The 17,388-nt window shown below is 69.0% G+C and carries 17 protein-coding genes and 1 tRNA gene; 15 read left to right on the plus strand and 3 right to left on the minus strand.

From position 1 onward, the window contains the following. Positions 1-41: 41 nt before the first annotated feature. Together QMA07_RS09860 and QMA07_RS09865 are read left to right on the plus strand one after the other, a co-directional pair. The gene (locus QMA07_RS09860) at positions 42-1,292 is read left to right on the plus strand and encodes an ATP phosphoribosyltransferase regulatory subunit (RefSeq protein WP_290161605.1); all 1,251 of its coding nucleotides are present in this window, start codon (positions 42-44) and stop codon (positions 1,290-1,292) included. Between the two features lie 153 nt (positions 1,293-1,445). Further along, positions 1,446-2,249, plus strand: a complete 804-nt coding sequence (locus tag QMA07_RS09865; protein WP_290161399.1) for an SGNH/GDSL hydrolase family protein — start codon at positions 1,446-1,448, stop codon at positions 2,247-2,249. 58 nt (positions 2,250-2,307) lie between these two features. Here the strand turns inward: QMA07_RS09865 and QMA07_RS09870 are convergent, their stop codons facing one another. Together QMA07_RS09870 and QMA07_RS09875 are read right to left on the minus strand one after the other, a co-directional pair. Continuing rightward, positions 2,308-3,534, minus strand: a complete 1,227-nt coding sequence (locus tag QMA07_RS09870; RefSeq protein WP_290161400.1) for an APC family permease — start codon at positions 3,532-3,534, stop codon at positions 2,308-2,310. Positions 3,535-3,582: 48 nt separating this feature from the next. Beyond that, positions 3,583-4,053: a DUF4442 domain-containing protein gene (locus tag QMA07_RS09875; RefSeq protein ID WP_290161401.1), complete on the minus strand. Its 471-nt coding sequence runs from the start codon at positions 4,051-4,053 to the stop codon at positions 3,583-3,585. 99 nt (positions 4,054-4,152) lie between these two features. Between QMA07_RS09875 and QMA07_RS09880 the strand changes: the two genes are divergently transcribed. The 11 genes from QMA07_RS09880 (at position 4,153) to QMA07_RS09930 (ending at position 14,401) form a co-directional block, all read left to right on the plus strand. Next, on the plus strand, positions 4,153-4,503 hold the full coding sequence (locus tag QMA07_RS09880; RefSeq protein ID WP_290161402.1) for a GntR family transcriptional regulator: 351 nt from the start codon (positions 4,153-4,155) through the stop codon (positions 4,501-4,503). Beyond that, positions 4,500-5,519, plus strand: a complete 1,020-nt coding sequence (locus QMA07_RS09885) for a DUF1648 domain-containing protein (protein ID WP_290161403.1) — start codon at positions 4,500-4,502, stop codon at positions 5,517-5,519. Before QMA07_RS09880 ends, QMA07_RS09885 begins: the two co-directional genes overlap by 4 nt. A gap of 37 nt (positions 5,520-5,556) precedes the next feature. Next, positions 5,557-6,489, plus strand: coding sequence for a type II CAAX endopeptidase family protein (locus QMA07_RS09890; RefSeq protein ID WP_290161404.1), 933 nt, complete (start codon positions 5,557-5,559; stop codon positions 6,487-6,489). A gap of 49 nt (positions 6,490-6,538) precedes the next feature. Next, on the plus strand, positions 6,539-7,198 hold the full coding sequence (locus tag QMA07_RS09895; RefSeq protein ID WP_290161405.1) for an O-methyltransferase: 660 nt from the start codon (positions 6,539-6,541) through the stop codon (positions 7,196-7,198). 100 nt (positions 7,199-7,298) lie between these two features. Continuing rightward, on the plus strand, positions 7,299-8,579 hold the full coding sequence (gene eno, locus QMA07_RS09900; protein ID WP_290161406.1) for a phosphopyruvate hydratase: 1,281 nt from the start codon (positions 7,299-7,301) through the stop codon (positions 8,577-8,579). A gap of 55 nt (positions 8,580-8,634) precedes the next feature. Then, positions 8,635-9,195 (plus strand): septum formation initiator family protein, encoded by a 561-nt coding sequence (locus QMA07_RS09905; protein WP_290161407.1) that lies wholly within the window; start codon positions 8,635-8,637, stop codon positions 9,193-9,195. 68 nt (positions 9,196-9,263) lie between these two features. Next, a complete protein-coding gene (locus QMA07_RS09910; protein WP_290161408.1) occupies positions 9,264-9,806 on the plus strand; it encodes a DUF501 domain-containing protein in 543 nt (180 codons plus the stop codon). A gap of 11 nt (positions 9,807-9,817) precedes the next feature. After that, positions 9,818-11,098, plus strand: coding sequence for a S8 family serine peptidase (locus QMA07_RS09915; protein ID WP_290161409.1), 1,281 nt, complete (start codon positions 9,818-9,820; stop codon positions 11,096-11,098). A 39-nt stretch (positions 11,099-11,137) separates the two neighbouring features. Then, positions 11,138-12,607 carry an FAD-dependent oxidoreductase gene (locus tag QMA07_RS09920; RefSeq protein ID WP_290161410.1) on the plus strand — a complete coding sequence of 490 codons (1,470 nt, stop codon included), beginning with the start codon at positions 11,138-11,140 and terminating at the stop codon, positions 12,605-12,607. A gap of 289 nt (positions 12,608-12,896) precedes the next feature. Then, on the plus strand, positions 12,897-13,694 hold the full coding sequence (locus QMA07_RS09925) for a cation-transporting ATPase (RefSeq protein WP_290161411.1): 798 nt from the start codon (positions 12,897-12,899) through the stop codon (positions 13,692-13,694). Then, a complete protein-coding gene (locus QMA07_RS09930; RefSeq protein ID WP_290161412.1) occupies positions 13,691-14,401 on the plus strand; it encodes a DedA family protein in 711 nt (236 codons plus the stop codon). The genes QMA07_RS09925 and QMA07_RS09930 overlap by 4 nt, the downstream gene beginning before the upstream one ends. Before the next feature lie 13 nt (positions 14,402-14,414). Here the strand turns inward: QMA07_RS09930 and QMA07_RS09935 are convergent. Beyond that, positions 14,415-14,487, minus strand: a tRNA-Leu gene (locus tag QMA07_RS09935). A gap of 340 nt (positions 14,488-14,827) precedes the next feature. On the opposite strand from QMA07_RS09935, the gene QMA07_RS09940 reads away from it, so the two are divergent. Continuing rightward, complete coding sequence (locus tag QMA07_RS09940) at positions 14,828-16,075, plus strand: alanine racemase (protein ID WP_290161413.1); 1,248 nt, start codon at positions 14,828-14,830, stop codon at positions 16,073-16,075. Further along, positions 16,072-17,385 (plus strand): D-arabinono-1,4-lactone oxidase, encoded by a 1,314-nt coding sequence (locus QMA07_RS09945; protein ID WP_290161414.1) that lies wholly within the window; start codon positions 16,072-16,074, stop codon positions 17,383-17,385. The genes QMA07_RS09940 and QMA07_RS09945 overlap by 4 nt, the downstream gene beginning before the upstream one ends. Positions 17,386-17,388 lie beyond the last annotated feature (3 nt).

Below are 17,388 nucleotides of genomic sequence, written 5' to 3' on the forward strand. Positions count from 1 at the left end.
GGAAAGATGGACGCGTGGCTACTGTGAACCCGCCGCGCGGCATGCGCGACATCCTCCCCGCCGACAAGGCCCGTCGCGAGCGCGTCCTCGCCGCCATCCGCGATCGCTACCGCTCGCACGGCTTCGACGAGATCGAGACCCCCGCGCTCGAGGAGTACTCGCGACTGCACGCCGGGATCGGCGGAGACAACGAGAAGCTCGCGTACAACGTGCTGCGTCGCGGCCTCGACGCGGAGGCGATCCGCGATGCCGCCGGTGATCAGAGCGCGTTGGCCGACCTGGGCCTGCGCTACGACCTCACGGTTCCCCTCGCGCGCTTCTACGCGAGCAACCGTGGGCAGCTTCCGGGCGTGTTCCGCGCGATCCAGATCGGGCCGGTCTGGCGCGCCGAGCGCCCCCAGAAGGGGCGCTACCGCCAGTTCGTGCAGTGCGACATCGACATCATCGGCGACGACTCCTCGCGAGCGGAGGCAGAGCTCATGGTCGCCTCGCTCGACGCGGTCGATGCGTTGGGCCTCGAAGGAGCCACAGTCCGCATCAATGATCGGCGCGTGCTCGACTGGATGCTCGACAGCTTCGGTTTCACCGGGGAGGAGCGCCCCGGCGTTCTGATCACGATCGACAAGCTCGACAAGATCGGGCCTGACGGCGTCGCCGCAGAACTGCGCGAGCGCGGCTCGGCAGCGGAGGCCGTCGACGCGTTCGAGGCCTTCCTCCTTCGTCCGCAGACCATGGAGTACAACTCCTTCGGTGAACGGCAGATCCGCAAGGCGCTCCCCGACAACGCCCCGGACGAGATCGTCGGGCACCTCGTAGGCATCGGCGAGGCCGTGGCGGCCGGTCGCGGCGTGACCGACATCCCGCTGGTCTTCGACCCGTTCCTCGTGCGCGGCATGGGCTATTACACCGGCACGATCTTCGAGCTCGCGCACCCGTCGGTGTCGTACTCGCTCGGTGGCGGCGGACGCTACGACGGCATGATCGGGCGGTTCCTCGGTCAGCAGGTCCCGGCCGTGGGCTTCTCCCTCGGCTTCGAGCGGCTCGTCGATCTCGTGACGGCGGGGGCGGATGCCGGCGAACGCGCCGTCGTGCTCATCCATGACGCCGACGTGCCGGTCGCCGAACTCGTCGCCCACAAGGCGGGTCTCGTGGCATCCGGTGCCAGGGTGCGACTGGAGCGGCGCACCAAGAACGTCAAGGCTCTGCTCGAGCGCTCGGCCGCCGACGGGTACACCCAGTTCGCGACCGTGTCGACGGGCGCCACCGAGCTGGAGCTCAAGCCGCTCTCCTGAGTTCCGCCGTGTGTCCCGGCGCTGTCTGCAGGATTGCATCACGTGCGCGGGGACTGATCGGTCATATCGTCCTGCAGACGTGCCCGGGTCCTGCAGACGGACGGCGCGGATGCCGTTCACTCGGCGTTCACGACGGTCGGATCGAATCGGGGCATGAGTCGACAGCATCTCGTCGCGGTCGCCGCAGTCGGTGCCGTCTCGGTCGTCGGCTTCCGGTTTCTGCTGAAGCGTCAGGCGGCCATCGCACGTCGGCGCATCGGCAAGCCGCTCGGCGAGCAGTCGATCGATGCCGACCGCGTCTGGCGTCGGGCGCTCGACGGCGATCCCGTGCAGCTGCTCGTGCTGGGTGACTCGGTGGCCGCGGGTCTCGGCGCCGAGCGCCGCAAGGAGACGCTCGGCGGGCGACTCGCGAAGGGCATGGCGCGTCGCCTGCGACGGCCGGTGCGTCTGCGCACTGCCGCGGTCGTCGGTGCGGAGTCGCCCGATCTCGCCGCGCAGCTCGAGGGTCTGCCCGACGGCTACGCACCCCACGTGGCGGTGATCGTGGTCGGCGGCAACGACGTCACCCACCGTCTTCCGATCGCCGTCTCCACGCAGCATCTGCGCGACTCGATCCTTCAGCTGCGTCGTCGGGGCACTGAGGTCATCGTCGGCACGTGTCCTGACCTCGGCGCGCTGCGCCCTGTGCCTCAGCCGCTGCGCAGGCTGATCTCGAGCGTGTCGCGCAGGCTGGCCGAAGCGCAGGCCGAGACCGCTCGATCGGCGGGGGCGAGCCCTGTCGATCTCCGCCGAGCGGTAGGGCCGATGTTCTTCGACGATCCGGATGCGATGTTCAGCCTGGACCGCTTCCATCCGAGTCCGTTGGGCTACCGGCGCACGGCCGAGGTGCTGCTTCCTTCCGCGTGCCTCGCGGCGGAGGCGGCGCTCAGCTCGCGTCGTCAGTCGGTGCCGCGCTGAACGACGCGGCCCCCTCGGCGACGCGACGCGAGCTCCGGGCGAGAGCGCGCAGACCTGATCATCGCGACAGTCGGAGGCTTGCCATCCGATAGAGCACTCCGAGAAGCACGACCACGGTTCCGATCGCCGACGCCACGACGGGCAGCGTGTTCACGAGAAGGAGGCATCCGAGCGCTCCGATGACCTGGAGTGCGCGCGGATAGCGGCGAGCCGCCGGAGACTGGCGGAAGGCTGCCGCATTGGCGATGAGGTAGTAGAGCAGCACCCCGAAGGACGAGAACCCGATCGCATCGCGAAGGTCGGCGACGAGCACGATGCCGACGACGATGAGTGCGACCGCGATCTCTGCGCGACGAGGCACCTGCCAGCGCTCGTCGACCTTCGCGAGGACCCGGGGCAGATCCTGCTCCCGGGCCATGGCCAGCGACGTGCGACCGATGCCCGTGAGCAGCGCGAGCAGAGCGCCCAGTGAGGCCGTCGCCGCAGCGATGCGGATGATCGGGGTGAGAGCCTGCCACCCGGTGGCCGCGGCGACATCGGCCAGAGGCGTCGTGGTCGTCGCCGCGTCGCCGCCGAGCACGAGGATGACCGTGATCGCGACGAGCGTGTAGACGACGACCGCACCGCCCAGCGCGAGGGCGATCGCCCGGGGGATCGTCCGGGAAGGGTCGACGACCTCTTCGCCCATCGTCGCGATGCGCGCGTACCCTGCGAATGCGAAGAAGAGCAGTCCGGCGCCCTGCAGCACGCCGTAGGCGCTGGCGTCAGGAAGAGGGGCGGGGGATGCCGAGGCCGATCCGCCGAGTCCGGTCGCGACGACGAGGGCGAGCCCGAGCAGCGAGGCCACCACGAGAATCCGGGTGACGACAGCCGTGCGGGTCACTCCGAAACAGTTCACGGCTGCGAGCGCGACGACCGCTGCCACGGCCACCGGCACCTGCCAGCCCTCGGGCGCAGCGTAGGCGGCGAAGGTCATGGCCATCGCGGCGCAGCTCGCGATCTTGCCGATGACGAAGCTCCAGCCGGCGACGAAGCCCCACCACGGGCCGATCTCGGCTCTGGCGTACGCGTATGTGCCGCCGGCGACGGGGTGTGCTGCGGCGAGCTGCGCCGACGCGGTGGCGTTGCAGTAGGCGACGAGTGCGGCGATGGCCAGAGCGATCAGGATGCCGCTGCCGGCGACACCGATCGCCGGGGCCCACACCGAGAACACGCCCGCGCCGATCATCGAGCCGAGTCCGATGGCGACGGCGTCACCGAGTCTCAGGCGGCGGGCGAGGGGCATCCCCTCATCGTGGCACGCGAGGGTGAACTCCCGGTGACGTCGTGACGGTCAGCCGCGACTGGCGGTGACGCGTTTCTTCTCTCGGATGTAGACCTCACGACGCACTTTCGCGACGACGTCGCCGTCGCGATCGGTGATCACCGTCTCGAACCACTCCAGCACCTTCGCCCCGCCGTGCGCGCGCTCGCGGATCTCCGCAGCTCGCTCCGCGCTGACCTCGAACTCCGCCGTCAGCACTCCCCGGCCCGGCTTGAGGAACTCGATCTCGCCTCGGGTGTCCCACACGACATAGTCGCGCCCCAGCTGGTGCATGACGAGCATGAAGAAGTAGGGATCCGTCATCGCTGACATCGAGCCGCCGAACGCCGTCTTGACGTAGTTGCGGGTGAAGACGTTCACGTGCAGTTCGACGGTCGCGTGGGTCCAGTCCTCGCTGAACCGGCGGATGCGGATGCCGCTGAAGAGGTTGGGGATCCACAGGCTCATGCCCGTGGCGAGACGGCGGGGAGTGATGCGCATGAGGTCAGTGTCGACGATGTGATCGCCGCGACGAAGTTGACTGGAGGGTTCGAACAGTTGTTATAGTTTAAATAGAACTAATAGAAATTGAGGACCGCGATGCTGATTCGAATCGATGCCGACAGTGCGCGGCCGCTCTTCGATCAGGTGGCGGCCTCCGTCCGCTCCGACGTCCTGACCGGTCGCCTGGTGCCCGGCGATCGTCTTCCCGCCGCGCGGGAGCTGGCAGAGGCGCTCGAGATCAACCTGCACACGGTGCTCCGCGCCTATCAGCAGCTGCGCGACGAGGGGCTGATCGACCTGCGACGCGGCAGGGGAGCGGTGGTGTCCGAGTCGGCCGCGCCGCTGGCGGAACTCTCTCAGGACATCGCCGCGCTCGTCGCGCGCGCCTCGTCGCTCGGACTCTCGCCCACGACCCTGGCCGCCCTCATCAAGGAGACCGACGCATGAGAACCGAAGTCAGCCGAGCTCGCACAGCCTTCTGGTGGGTGGGGGTGATCGTCCCGCTGGCCCTCATCGTGCTCGCGAACGCAGTCGTGCTCGCATGGCTGCCCGAGCTCCCCGACCCTGTTGCGACGCACTGGGGTGGCGGGGGAGTCGACGGGTATGCACCGAAGTGGATGCCGCCGGTCATGCTCGCAGGGCTCGGCGGAGGGATCGTCGTGCTGTTCGCCTCGATCGCCCTCTTCTCTCATGGATCTCCTCAGCGGGGTGCGGACGCATCGACCCCGCAGCCCCGGTGGTCGACGACGGCTCGTCTGCTCGGGGCCGTGAGTCTCGGCACCGTGGGCATGATGTCCGCGCTCACCGTCGCCATCGTCGGTGTGCAGCGCGGGCTGTCGGACGCTGCGGATGCGGCCGATATCGCGCCGTGGAGCCCGCTCTTCCTCCTGGTCGCCGTCGGCCTCGCGGTGGCCGGCTGGTTCCTGCAGCCGGCCGTGGAGCGCCCCGCGGAGGCGTCCGGCACCGCTGCGCAGCCGTTGCCGCTCGCCGACCACGAGCGCGCGGTGTGGATGAGGACCGTCACGATCGCTAAGACCGGTCAGGTCGTGCTCGGTATCGGTGTGCTCGTCACGACGACGATGAGTGCGCTGCTCCTCGCTCGGGGAATCGCCGGCGGCTGGATCACGGCCGCGGTCACGCTGCTTCTCGTCATCCTGGTCTCGACCAGTCTGACCTTCCGCGTCCGCGCGAGTACCGCGGGCCTCCGGGTGCGCTCTGCGGCGGGTTGGCCGCGACTGGAGATCCCCGCAGCGCAGATCGCCAGCACGCGCGCGGTCCGCATCGACCCGTTCGCCGAGTTCGGAGGCTGGGGCTATCGCTTCGGCACGGACGGTCGTCGGGGTTTCGTGCTCCGTGCCGGAGACGCCCTCGAAGTCACCCGCACGGACGGTCGGGTGTTCGTCGTCACCGTCGACGACGCGGCCACCGCGGCATCCGTCCTCGCTGCCGCCGGCCACCGATGACCGCGCCCCCCGCACGATCGATACAAGGAGAACCATCGTGACTCGCCTACGCATCGCCGCCATCGTCGTCTTCACCGTCATCGCCTGCGGGGCGGCCTGGCTCGTCGCCCTGCCGTTGTGGCTGGGCGACGGTCTCGCAGAGCCGACCACCGGAGTCCTCCTGCCCGTGATGATGCTGACGCCCGCGCTCGCCGCGCTCGTCGTCACGTTCACGATGCGCGTCCCGGCGCGCGGCGAGCGGGTGCGCTTCCTCGGTCTGTGGCCCCTTCGGCCGGCGAAGCGGGTCATCTGGCTCATGGTCCTCGGATGGCTCGTGCCGCCCCTTCTCGTCGGCCTCAGCATCCTGGTCGCCGCGGCCCTCGGCTTCATCCGGCTCGACCTGACCTTCGCAGGCTTCTCGGCTGAACTCGCGAGGATGCTTCCGGAAGGCACCCCGCTGCCGCCGGTCGAGATCCTGGTGATCTCGCAGCTCGCGATCATCCCGGTGGGCGCGCTCCTCAACAGCGTGTTGGCTTTCGGCGAGGAGCTGGGGTGGCGCGGATGGCTCGTGCCGGCGCTGCGGCCCCTGGGCACCTGGCCGACGCTGCTCATCAGCGGAGTCATCTGGGGGTTCTGGCACAGCCCGGTCATCCTGCTGGGATACAACTTCGGGCGCACGGACATCACCGGCGTGCTCTTCATGATCGGTGGCTGCGTCGCGTGGGGGATCCTGCTCGGCTGGCTGCGCCTGCGCTCGGCCTCGATCTGGCCCGCCGTCCTCGCCCACGGATCGCTGAACGCGGCAGGCGGAGTCGTCCTTCTCTTCTCGGCAACGCAGCCCGACCTCGCGCTCGCAGGTCCCCTGGGCGTCGCCGCGTGGATCGCGATCGCGGTGGTGATCGCCGTTCTCGCTCTCACCGGACAGTTCCGCGAACAGCCCGAGCTCGCGGGCGCGCCCGGCCGGTTGCTGTCCGCGCCGCGCGCCGGGTAGCGTCGCCAAGCCCCTTGACGCTCTTCGAGGGTCACGATTGGCTGAGGGCATGGATTCCACTCCCGTCGCCTGGTCGAACGCCGACGCCTACCTCGCAGACCTGCTGATCGGTCACGACCCGCACCTCGAGGCGGCGCTGTCGGCCCAACGAGATGCCGGTCTTCCCGAGATCGAGGTGGCCGCCGTCGGAGGGAAGCTCCTCAACCTCCTCGCGCGCATCAGCGGCGCTCGCCGGGTGCTCGAGATCGGCACGCTGGGCGGGTACTCCACGATCTGGCTCGCCCGGGCCGTAGGACCGGATGGGCGTGTCATCACGGTCGAGGCCGAAGCCGACAACGCCGCCGTCGCCCGCGCGAGCATCGATGCCGCCGGTGTCGGCGACCGCGTCGACATCCGGATAGGCCGGGGCGCCGATGTTCTCCCTTCTCTCGTGGGCGGCTTCGACCTGGTCTTCATCGATGCCGACAAGGAGTCGAACACCGTCTATCTCGACTGGGCGGCGAAGCTGGGGCATCCGGGAACCGTGATCGTGCTCGACAACATCGGACGCGAGGGAGAGATCGTCCGTGAGGATTCTACGGACTCCAAGGTTGTCGGCACGAGGGACGCACTGCGGATGCTGAGCGAAGACGCGCGCTTCGACGCGACCGCTCTGCAGACGGTCGGTGCCAAGGGCTGGGACGGCTTCGCCCTCGCCGTCGTGGTGTGAGCCGCCGGCACGAACCCGGGAGGTAGACCGCGGGCGGGCTAGACTGGGCGCGGATCGACGACGCTCCACACAACCTTTTCTCTGAGCAAGGAGCACATCAGTGGCACTGATCGAGGCTGTAGGCGCACGCGAGATTCTCGACTCGCGCGGTAACCCGACCGTTGAGGTGGAGGTGCTCCTCGACGACGGTGTGGTCCAGCGGGCGGCCGTCCCGTCCGGTGCATCCACCGGCGCATTCGAGGCGTACGAGCTCCGCGACGGCGACAAGAGCCGCTACGGCGGAAAGGGCGTCCTCAAGGCGGTCGACGCCGTCATCGACGAGCTCGGCCCGGCGCTCGAGGGTGTCGAGGCGAGCGAGCAGCGCATCGTCGACGCGATCCTGATCGAGACCGACGGCACCGAGAACAAGCAGCGCACCGGCGCCAATGCGATCCTCGGCGTCAGCCTGGCGGTTGCGAAGGCCGCGGCCGACTCCGCCGACCTGCCGCTGTTCCGCTACCTGGGTGGCCCGAACGCGCACCTGCTGCCCGTTCCGCTCTTCAATGTCATCAACGGCGGTGAGCACGCCGACAACGGCATCGACATGCAGGAGTTCTTCCTCGCCCCCATCGGCGCGGAGACCTACTCCGAGGCGCTCCGCTGGGGTGTCGAGACCTACCACGTGCTGCGCGGCGAGCTCAAGGCCGCCGGCTACGCGACGGGCCTCGGCGACGAGGGCGGCTTCGCCCCCGACCTGCCCAGCAACCGCGAGGGTCTCGACTTCCTCGTCAAGGCGATCGAGAAGGCCGGCTTCACGCCGGGCACCGACATCGCGCTCGGTCTCGATGTCGCAGCCACGGAGTTCTTCAAGGACGGCGTGTACCGCCTCGACAACAAGGACTGGAGCGGCCCCGAGCTGATCGAGTACTACGAGGGACTGGTCAAGGACTTCCCGATCGTCACGATCGAGGACGCGCTGGCCGAGGACGACTGGGACAACTGGAAGCTCCTCACCGATGCACTCGGCTCGAAGGTGCAGCTCGTCGGCGACGACCTGTTCGTCACGAACCCGACCCGTCTCGCCGACGGCATCAAGCGTGGTGTCGCCAACTCGCTGCTCGTCAAGGTGAACCAGATCGGAACTCTCACCGAGACGTTCGACGCGGTCAGCCTGGCGCAGCGCTCGGGCTACACCGCCATGCTGTCGCACCGCTCCGGTGAGACCGAGGACACCACGATCGCCGATCTCGTCGTCGCCACCAACGCTGGTCAGATCAAGGCGGGTGCGCCTGCTCGCAGCGAGCGCGTCGCGAAGTACAATCAGCTTCTGCGCATCGAGGAAGAGCTGGGCGACGCGGCGGTCTTCGCCGGCCGTTCGGCGTTCCCGCGCTACCAGGGCTGATCACAGCTAGACAGACAGACGCCGCCTGAGCGGCGGCACGTACGGAGGAGGAGCCGTGGCACGACGACCGGCTCCTCCTTCGGCGTCTTCCGGGTCGTCGCGCGCCGCCCCGTCCGCGAAGCCGGCACGACGTGCTGCGGCGCGGCCCCCGCGAGGCTCTTCTGCCCGCGGCACGCAGGATCGCCGCGTCGACGTGCGCGAGTGGGCATCCGGCATCCGTCTGTCGGCGTTCTCGGTCATCATGCTCTCGCTGGTCGTGCTCGGGGCGTGGGTGCTGGTGCCGACGCTCGGCACCTTCATCGACCAGAGACAGAAGATCTCGGCGCTCGAGCAGTCGATCCAGGTCTCCGAAGACCAGATCGCCGCACTCGAGCAGGAGCGTGAACGCTGGAACGACCCGGCCTACATCACCACCCAAGCGCGTGAGCGTCTGTACTACGTCAAGCCGGGCGAGGTCGTGTTCCTGATCGACAACGACCTCGATCCCGCGGCGCTTCCGCAGCAGCAGGGGCCGGTCAGCGACACCCTCGAAGAGACGCCCTCCGACTGGATGCCGCAGCTGCTGCGCACCCTCACGTCCGCGGGGCTGAGCGACACGGCGGCAGTCAGCCGCTGACCGTCGGCGACGCCGAGCCGGGAGCGTGCTCCGAGCATCCTCCCGGTCGGCTCCCGTACGCTGGATAGGTGACCACGCCGCCATTCCCCGCCCCCACGACCGCCGAGCTCGCCGTGGTGTCGGCCCAGTTGGGCAGGACCGCCCGCGGCGTGGTCGGCATCGCCGCCCGCTGCATGTGCGGCAACCCCACGGTCGTCGCCACGACGCCCAGGCTGCCCGACGGAACGCCGTTCCCCACGTTCTACTATCTGACGCATCCGGCGGCGACCGCTGCGATGTCGACCCTCGAAGCCACGCAGGTCATGCCCGAGCTCGCCGCGCTGCTCGCCGAGGACGAGGGCGTCGCAGCGGCGTACCTCGCGGCGCACGAGGCCTACCTCGCCGACAGGGCTCAGTTCGGAGAGGTCGGCGAGATCGACGGGATCTCCGCCGGCGGCATGCCCTCGCGCGTCAAGTGCCTGCACGCTCTGGCCGGTCACGCTCTCGCGGCCGGTCCCGGTGTGAACCCCGTCGGCGATGCGGCTCTCGAGCGCTCGACCTGGTCGCCTCAGAGGTGCCGGTGCGACGACCCCGGTGCGGCCCTGCGTGACGCCGAGGCATCGACGGCATGAGGCGGCCGCGGATGCTGCGCAACGGTGTCGCGATGGCGACGATCGTGGCATCCGTCCTGCTCCTGGGCGCTGCGACCCCGCCGCCCGGGCCCGTGCCGGACGACCCCGCAGACCCGGATCGCGCAGCCGAGTACTGGCTCGACGGAGCCGGTATCCGTGATGCGTGGCAGACCACACGCGGCGATGGGGTGACGATCGCCATCATCGACACCGGGATCGCCAAGGTTCCTGGCGTGTTCGACGGCGCCGTCGTCGGCGGCACCGACGTGTCGGGCACGGGAACCCCCGACGGGCGCACCCCGGTGGGCGCCATCGACGGCAATCACGGATCATGGGTCGCGTCACTCGCCGCAGGACGAGGCTCCGCCGATGGCAAGGGGATGATCGGAGTCGCTCCCGAGGCCGATCTGCTGTCCATCTCCGTGGGCTTCGGCGCCGCGGCCGCCGTGCCGTTCACCGAGCAGGTCGCGAAGGCCATGCGATGGGCGGTCGACCACGGAGCCGACATCATCAACCTCTCGTTCACCACGAACACGCTGGACTGGGACAGGAGCTGGGACGATGCGTTCCTCTATGCCTTCGAGCACGACGTGGTGGTGGTCGTCGCCGCGGGCAACCGGGGGAGCGGGACCAACATCATCGGCGCTCCGGCGACGATCCCTGGCGTGCTGACGGTCGGCGGAGTCGACCAGACGGGCACGGCGAGCATCGAGGCGTCGACCCAGGGGATCACCATCGGAATCGCGGCGCCCAGCGAGGGTCTTCGGGGCGTGTCCGCAGACGGCACGGTCGTGCCTTGGAGCGGCACGAGCGGTGCAGCGCCCATCGTCGCGGGCATCGCAGCCCTCGTCCGGTCTGCGCATCCCGAGCTCGATGCGGCGAATGTCATCAACCGCATCATCAAGACCGCGATCAAGGTCCCCGGCATGGCCGACCCTCCCGATCCTCTCTACGGCTACGGGCTGGTGGATGCCGACGCAGCGATCACAGCCGACCTTCCGAAGGTCTCCGAGAATCCGATGGGCGATCTCGCCGAGTGGGTCCGCCTGTTCCGACGCGCAGAGAGCGTTCCGCAGCCCGAACCCACCGCCGCGCCGGTCGAGGTGCCGCCGCTGCCGGACGCGGACGCTCCGACAGATCCCGGTTCACCGCTGCTTCCCAGCGCTGAATCGCTGCGCTACGGTACCCTGCCGCTCATTGCGCTCACAGTCCCTGGTATCCTGATAGCGCTTGGCGTCACCGCAGCTGCCCGGCGCATCCGATCGGCGCGCGCTCGCACGCCACATCCCTGACTCCCGAGGAGTTGTCCCCCTGTGCCTCAGAACAGCACTGTGCCCAAGATTCTGATCGTCGGTGGAGGCTATGCAGGCTTCTACACGGCGTGGAAGCTGGAGAAGCACCTTCGCAAGGGTGAAGCAGACGTCACCATGGTCGACCCGCTGCCGTACATGACATACCAGCCGTTCCTTCCCGAGGTCGCTGCCGGGTCGATCGAAGCCCGACACTCCGTGGTCGCACACCGTCGCCACTTGAAGCGGACGAACGTGCTCACCGCCAAGGTGACCGGCATCAACCACGCCGAGAAGGTCGCGACGATCACCCCGCCGGTGGGTGAGCCCTACGAGTTCTCCTACGACCAGATCGTCGTCACGGCAGGTGCCGTCTCTCGCACCTTCCCGATCCCCGGCATCGCGGACAACGCGATCGGCCTCAAGACGATCGAAGAGGCCGTCGCCATCCGTGACCGTCTGATGTCGAACTTCGACAAGGCCGCGTCGCTGCCGGCAGGTCCTGAGCGCGATCGTCTGCTCTCCGTCGTCGTCGTCGGCGGTGGCTTCGCCGGCATCGAGGTGTTCGCCGAGCTGCGCTCGCTGGCCTCGTCGCTCGTGGGCAAGTACCCGCAGCTGACCTTCGACGACACGCACTTCCACCTCATCGAGGCGATGGGGCGCATCATGCCCGAGGTGTCGCTGCCGACGAGCGAATGGGTGCTCAAGGACCTCGCGAAGCGCGGCGCCAACGTGCACCTCGACACGCAGCTCACCAGTGCAGTCGACGGCAACGTCGAGCTGTCGACCGGAGAGATCATCCCGACCGATCTGATCGTCTGGACCGCCGGTGTCATGGCGAACCCCACGGTCGTGCGCGGCGGTGACCTCCCGATCGAGGAGCGCGGCCGCATCCAGACCCGTGCAGACCTCCGTGTCGGCACGCCCGAGGCGTTCGTTCCCGGAGCCTGGGCTGCAGGAGACGTCTCGGCCGTTCCCGACCTGTCCGGCGGTGGCGTCGGCGGCTTCTGCGTGCCGAACGCCCAGCACGCGGTGCGTCAGGCGAAGCTCCTCGCGAAGAACATCGTCGCCGTGCTGCGCGGTGAGGATCCGAAGGAGTACTTCCACAAGAACCTCGGTGCGGTCGCGGGCCTCGGCCTCTACAACGGCGTCTTCCAGTCCGGCAAGATCGCCCTCAAGGGCTTCGTCGCCTGGGTCGCGCACCGCGGTTACCACGGTCTCGCCATGCCGACGTGGGAGCGCAAGTTCCGCGTGGTCTGGGGCTGGTGGAACAACCTGTGGCTCGGTCGCGACCTGGTGAACCTCGAGACGGTGCAGAACCCGCGCTACGTCTTCGAGGAGTTCGCCGCCCGTCCGCGTCCGGCCGCCGATGCACCGGCTCCGGCCGTCACGGCTCCGGCCGCTCAGGCGACCGCATCCGACAAGGCCGCCGACGAGAAGCCCGCCGGTCAGAAGACGGCGGCCAAGAAGCCGGCCGCGAAGAAGACCGCCGAGACGGCTGCTGCCAAGTAGCAGTCACCTCCTCGAACGCCTCGATTCCTTTCGGAGTCGAGGCGTTCGGCGTTTTCGGCGAGGGCGCGTGTCTCGCATCGGTCTCATAGGAGCGTTTGCTACCGTCGGCAGGGCAAGGGGAGTACTCCCGTCTGCGGTGGTGTCGTCATTACGGATACGAAGTCGTGTCCCGGCCCACCGGCCCGTGAGGGTGGAGGAGACCTGGCGTCCGTATCCGCGGACGACCATGAACCCTCGCCTCTCCGCTGTCGAGTCCCGTGGTCGTCCACACCACGAAGGAACCGTCACCATGGGAAAACTCAACCGACTGCTCGGGATGGCCGCTCGCGCGCTCGATCTCGACGAGACCGGATCCCGCACGGATCGTAGCGGTTCGCGCGGAGCGACGCCGCCCTCATCGGCCGGACGGCAGACCGGGACCGATCGATACACGCCTCCGCCTGCACGCCCTGCGGGTCGGGATCCCTACTCGCCGCCGGCGCCCGGTGCAGCCGGTGCAGTCTCGGATGCCGATCGGGCGGCGATCGCGCGGTACGACTACCTCCTCGAGACCGCTGATCCGCGCCGCGTAGAGCAGATCCACCGAGAGGCGTTCGCGCGCCTGACTCCCGCCCAGCGGGCGCAGGTGCAGGAGCGCATGAACACGGAACTCGCTCCGGGCGAGCGCCCGGCATCGTCGTCGCCCGATGATCTCGCCCGCGCGGCGGGTCGTTCCGAGGCGGCCAGCCCGGGGCGCATGCGCGGCATCCTCTCGAGAGTGCGCGGGTTCGGCGCCGCCGGTGCGGTCGGGGGAGCTGCCGTGGGCGCGCTCGGGATCGTCGCGGTGGGCGCCGTCGGCAGTGCCGTCGCTGCTCCGCTGCTCGAGCAGGCGGCCGGTCTCGGCGTCGACTTCGACGCCCTCGCACAGGGCGTCGACATCGAGGCGATCGCGAGCGGCCTCGGCGGTGCGGAGCTCGCGGGAGCCGCAGAAGGGGTTCTCGGATCGGCCGGTGAGACCGTCTCGGGTCTCGGCGACACGGCGAGCGAGTGGGGGCAGCGGCTCGGCGACCTCGGGGTTCCCGGACTCGGCGATCTGTTCGGCCGATGAGCGCTGCCGGCCTCACCGCGACCGAGACCTCGGCAGCGGATCACGGGTTCTCCGGTCTCACCGGATTCGCAGCCGACGTCCTCACTCAACTCGGCGACATCGGTGTGGGTGTGTTGGTGTTCCTCGAGGTGCTCGTTCCACCCATCCCGAGCGAGGTGATCCTGCCCTTCGCGGGGTATCTCAGTCAGAGCGGCGACCTCACCCTCGGCTGGCTGATCTTCTGGAGCACTCTCGCGTCGTGGATCGGCGCGCTTCTGCTCTACTGGCTCGGGGCGGCCATCGGCGTCGAACGAGCGGTGCGGCTCCTCTCGGCCACCAAACTGGTCAGCCATACCGACCTCGACCGTGGGGTGGACTGGTTCCGGCGAAGCGGTGCGTGGACGGTGCTCGTCGGTCGCATGGTTCCCGGTGTGCGGAGCCTCATCTCCATCCCCGCGGGCGCAACCCGCATGAACCTGATCCGTTTCAGCGTGTACACGATCGTGGGCAGCGGCCTGTGGAATGCCCTGCTCATCGGGTTCGGTGCTCTGCTCGGAACCCAGCACGAGCAGCTCGAACATCTGCTGGGCTACCTCGACTACGCCGTGTACTCGGCCATCGCCATCGCGCTCGCCGTGCTGATCGTCCGACGTGTGCGTGAGGCTCGCACGCCCGGAGTCCAGAGCGCGCGCGCACCCGGCGCCGCAGAGCGAGGCGTGGAGGACTGACCGGAGCCGAACGTGCCCCCGCTGGGACTCGAACCCAGACTGAAGCGATTTTAAGTCGCCTGCCTCTGCCATTGGGCTACGGGGGCTTCATGCCGTGACTGGCTCAGAGTACACGGGGAGTCCTCGGTGGCGGCGGCAGGCACGGCGACATGTCCTCACCGCTCGTCCGAGCGAAGGGGGACGGGCGTCCCAGCGCCCGCCCCCCTGTGATGCTGCTGAGACAGCATCGCCCCCCGGCAACCGACCGCGCACGGCCGACGAGACCGCCACGGATGACGGTCTCAGTGATCAAGACGGCGATCCATCCTGTTCATTACGACGACGGCCGCCGATGTATCGAGATTTCCAGATTCGGGTCACGACCGGCGGCGCGACTCGATCTCAGAAACGATGAACCCGAGTCCATCCACCCCATAGGGTGGGGGAGTGCTCGACCTCACCGCCGATCTGAGCCCCGATCAGGGACCACGCTCCGTGTCACCCGAGTGGCACGACCCGTCACGATACTGGCCGCGCCTGTCAGCGGCGAGCGGCCACCTGCCCGCTCCCGTGGCGGTCATCGATCGTGACGCGCTGCGATACAACGCCCTCGATCTGCTGGTCCGTGCGGGAGGGTTGCCCATCCGTGTCGCGTCGAAGTCCGTGCGGATCCGCTCGGTGCTCGACGCGGTGCTGCAGATGCCCGGGTTCAGAGGGATACTCGCCTTCACGTTGGCCGAGGCGCTGTGGCTCGCGGAGACGCACGACGACATCGTCCTCGGGTATCCGACAGTCGACCGCGCCGGACTCGCGCAGCTCTTCGCGTCCGAAGAGGCGGCGCGACGGATCACTCTGATGGTCGACGATCCGGCACACCTCGACATCATCGACAGCGTGGCGTCTGCCGGCCGCCGACCCGACATCCGGGTCGCGATCGACGCAGACGCGTCGTTGCGATCGATCGCACTCGGCCACATCGGAGTGCGGAGGTCAGCTCTGTTCACCGCGGGTGAGGTCGCTGCGTTCGCACGCAAGATCGTGCGCCGCCCCGGCTTCCGGCTCGTCGGGCTGCAGATGTACGAGGCTCAGATCGCGGGCCAGGGAGACAACGCCGGAGCGGATGCGCCGGTCATACGCCTCATGCAGGCGCGTTCCCGATCCGAACTGCGCGAGCGTCGGGCCGCGATAGTCGGCGCACTGTCGGAGGTCGCAGCACTCGAGTTCCTCAATGGCGGTGGCACCGGTTCGCTCGAGTTCACCGGGAGCGACGAATCGCTGACGGAGGCGAGCGCAGGCAGCGGACTGCTCGGCGGGCACCTCTTCGATGGATATCGATCGTTCCGCCCCGCACCGGCGTCCGCCTTCGCCTTCGACGTGGTGCGGCGGCCTGCTGCCGACATCGCGACGGTGCTCGGCGGCGGATGGATCGCCTCCGGACCCGCCGTCGCGTCACGTCAGCCGCTGCCCGTGTGGCCGCAGGGACTGCGCACGTTGTCTCGTGAGGCCGCCGGCGAGGTGCAGACACCGCTGCAAGGTCGGGAGGCTGCGCGGCTCGGCGTCGGCGACCGTGTCTGGTTCCGCCACGCGAAGAGCGGCGAGCCTGCCGAGCGCATCGACACCTACCAGCTCGTCTCGGGCGATGAGATCGTCGATGAGCTGCCGACGTATCGCGGCGAGGGGAAGGCGTTCCTGTGACCCGGATCGGTGGCACCTGGCAGAACTGGGCGAGGTCTGCGCAGGTCACACCGCTTCGCGTCGAGCGTCCGCGCACCCCCGAAGGCGTGCAGCGCGCCGTCCGCGCGGCGGTGTCGCAGGGGCTCACGGTGAAGGCGGTCGGCGCGGGGCACAGCTTCACGGGCATCGCCGTCGCGCCCGGGGTGCTCCTGGAGCTCGATGACATGCAGGGTCTGGTGTCGGCGGATGCGGCCACGGGGCGAGCGACTCTGCTCGCGGGAACGCGACTGCATCGCATCCCGTCGCTCCTCGCACCGTTCGGCCTCGCGATGGAGAATCTCGGCGACATCGATCGGCAGTCGATCTCGGGGGCGATCTCGACCGGGACGCACGGCACCGGCGCAGGCTTCGGCGGGCTCGCGACTCAGATCGTCGGTGCGACCCTGGTGACCGCCGCGGGGGAGTTCCTCCGCGTGGACGAGCGGCAGAACACCGACCTGCTCCCTGCGGTCGCGCTGGGCCTCGGCGCGCTCGGTGTCCTGGTCGATCTGACCCTGCAGTGCGTACCGATCTACCTCATGGAGGCGGTCGATGAGCCCGCGCCGCTCGAGGATGTGCTCGAGACCCTGCACGACAGGGTCGCGGCATCGGATCACTTCGAGTTCTACTGGTTTCCGCACACCGACATCGCTCTGACCAAGAGACAGACGAGGGTGCCCGAGTCGACGAGACGGCAGCCGCTTCCTGTGCTGGGACGATGGATCGACGAGACGCTGCTCTCGAACGGCGTGTACCGGGCGGTGTGCGCGACCGCACAGACCGTGCCGGCCATCACGCCGCCCTTCAACAGGCTCGCCGTGAAGCTCACGGGAGACCGGCGGTACACCGAGCTGTCGCACCGTGCCCTGACGCAGAGCCGCACCGTGCGGTTCCGCGAGATGGAATACGCGGTGCCCGTCGAGAACGTCGTGCCGGCGTTCCGCGCTGTCCGCGAGCTCATCGAGCGACGCGGGTGGCGTATCGAGTTCCCGATCGAGGTGCGCTTCGCGGCGGAGGACGACAGATGGCTCTCGACGGCATACGGCAGGGCGAGCGGGTACATCGCGGTGCATCGATACTGGCGCGCCGACCCGTCCGCCTACTTCGAGGCCGTGGAGCAGATCATGCTCGAGCACGGAGGACGCCCGCACTGGGGCAAGCTGCACACGCAGACGGCTGAGCAGCTGCAGGAGCGCTATCCCCGCTTCGCCGACTTCATCGCGCTGCGCGACCGGCTCGATCCCGATCGTCGGTTCACCAACCGCTACCTGGATCGGGTTCTCGGCGCATGACCC

This window comes from Microbacterium sp. APC 3901, from assembly GCF_030407765.1.
GTDB lineage: Bacteria > Actinomycetota > Actinomycetes > Actinomycetales > Microbacteriaceae > Microbacterium.

Excerpts from the sequence above, each read along its gene's own strand:
- QMA07_RS09875 (WP_290161401.1), bottom strand. The coding sequence starts at position 4,053 with ATGCGCATCACTCCCCGCCGTCTCGCCACGGGCATGAGCCTGTGGATC.
- QMA07_RS09885 (WP_290161403.1), top strand. The coding sequence starts at position 4,500 with ATGAGAACCGAAGTCAGCCGAGCTCGCACAGCCTTCTGGTGGGTGGGG.
- QMA07_RS09880 (WP_290161402.1), top strand. The coding sequence starts at position 4,153 with ATGCTGATTCGAATCGATGCCGACAGTGCGCGGCCGCTCTTCGATCAG.
- QMA07_RS09865 (WP_290161399.1), top strand. The coding sequence starts at position 1,446 with ATGAGTCGACAGCATCTCGTCGCGGTCGCCGCAGTCGGTGCCGTCTCG.
- QMA07_RS09925 (WP_290161411.1), top strand. The coding sequence starts at position 12,897 with ATGGGAAAACTCAACCGACTGCTCGGGATGGCCGCTCGCGCGCTCGAT.
- QMA07_RS09895 (WP_290161405.1), top strand. The coding sequence starts at position 6,539 with ATGGATTCCACTCCCGTCGCCTGGTCGAACGCCGACGCCTACCTCGCA.
- QMA07_RS09870 (WP_290161400.1), bottom strand. The coding sequence starts at position 3,534 with ATGCCCCTCGCCCGCCGCCTGAGACTCGGTGACGCCGTCGCCATCGGA.
- QMA07_RS09860 (WP_290161605.1), top strand. The coding sequence starts at position 42 with ATGCGCGACATCCTCCCCGCCGACAAGGCCCGTCGCGAGCGCGTCCTC.
- QMA07_RS09930 (WP_290161412.1), top strand. The coding sequence starts at position 13,691 with ATGAGCGCTGCCGGCCTCACCGCGACCGAGACCTCGGCAGCGGATCAC.
- QMA07_RS09915 (WP_290161409.1), top strand. The coding sequence starts at position 9,818 with ATGCTGCGCAACGGTGTCGCGATGGCGACGATCGTGGCATCCGTCCTG.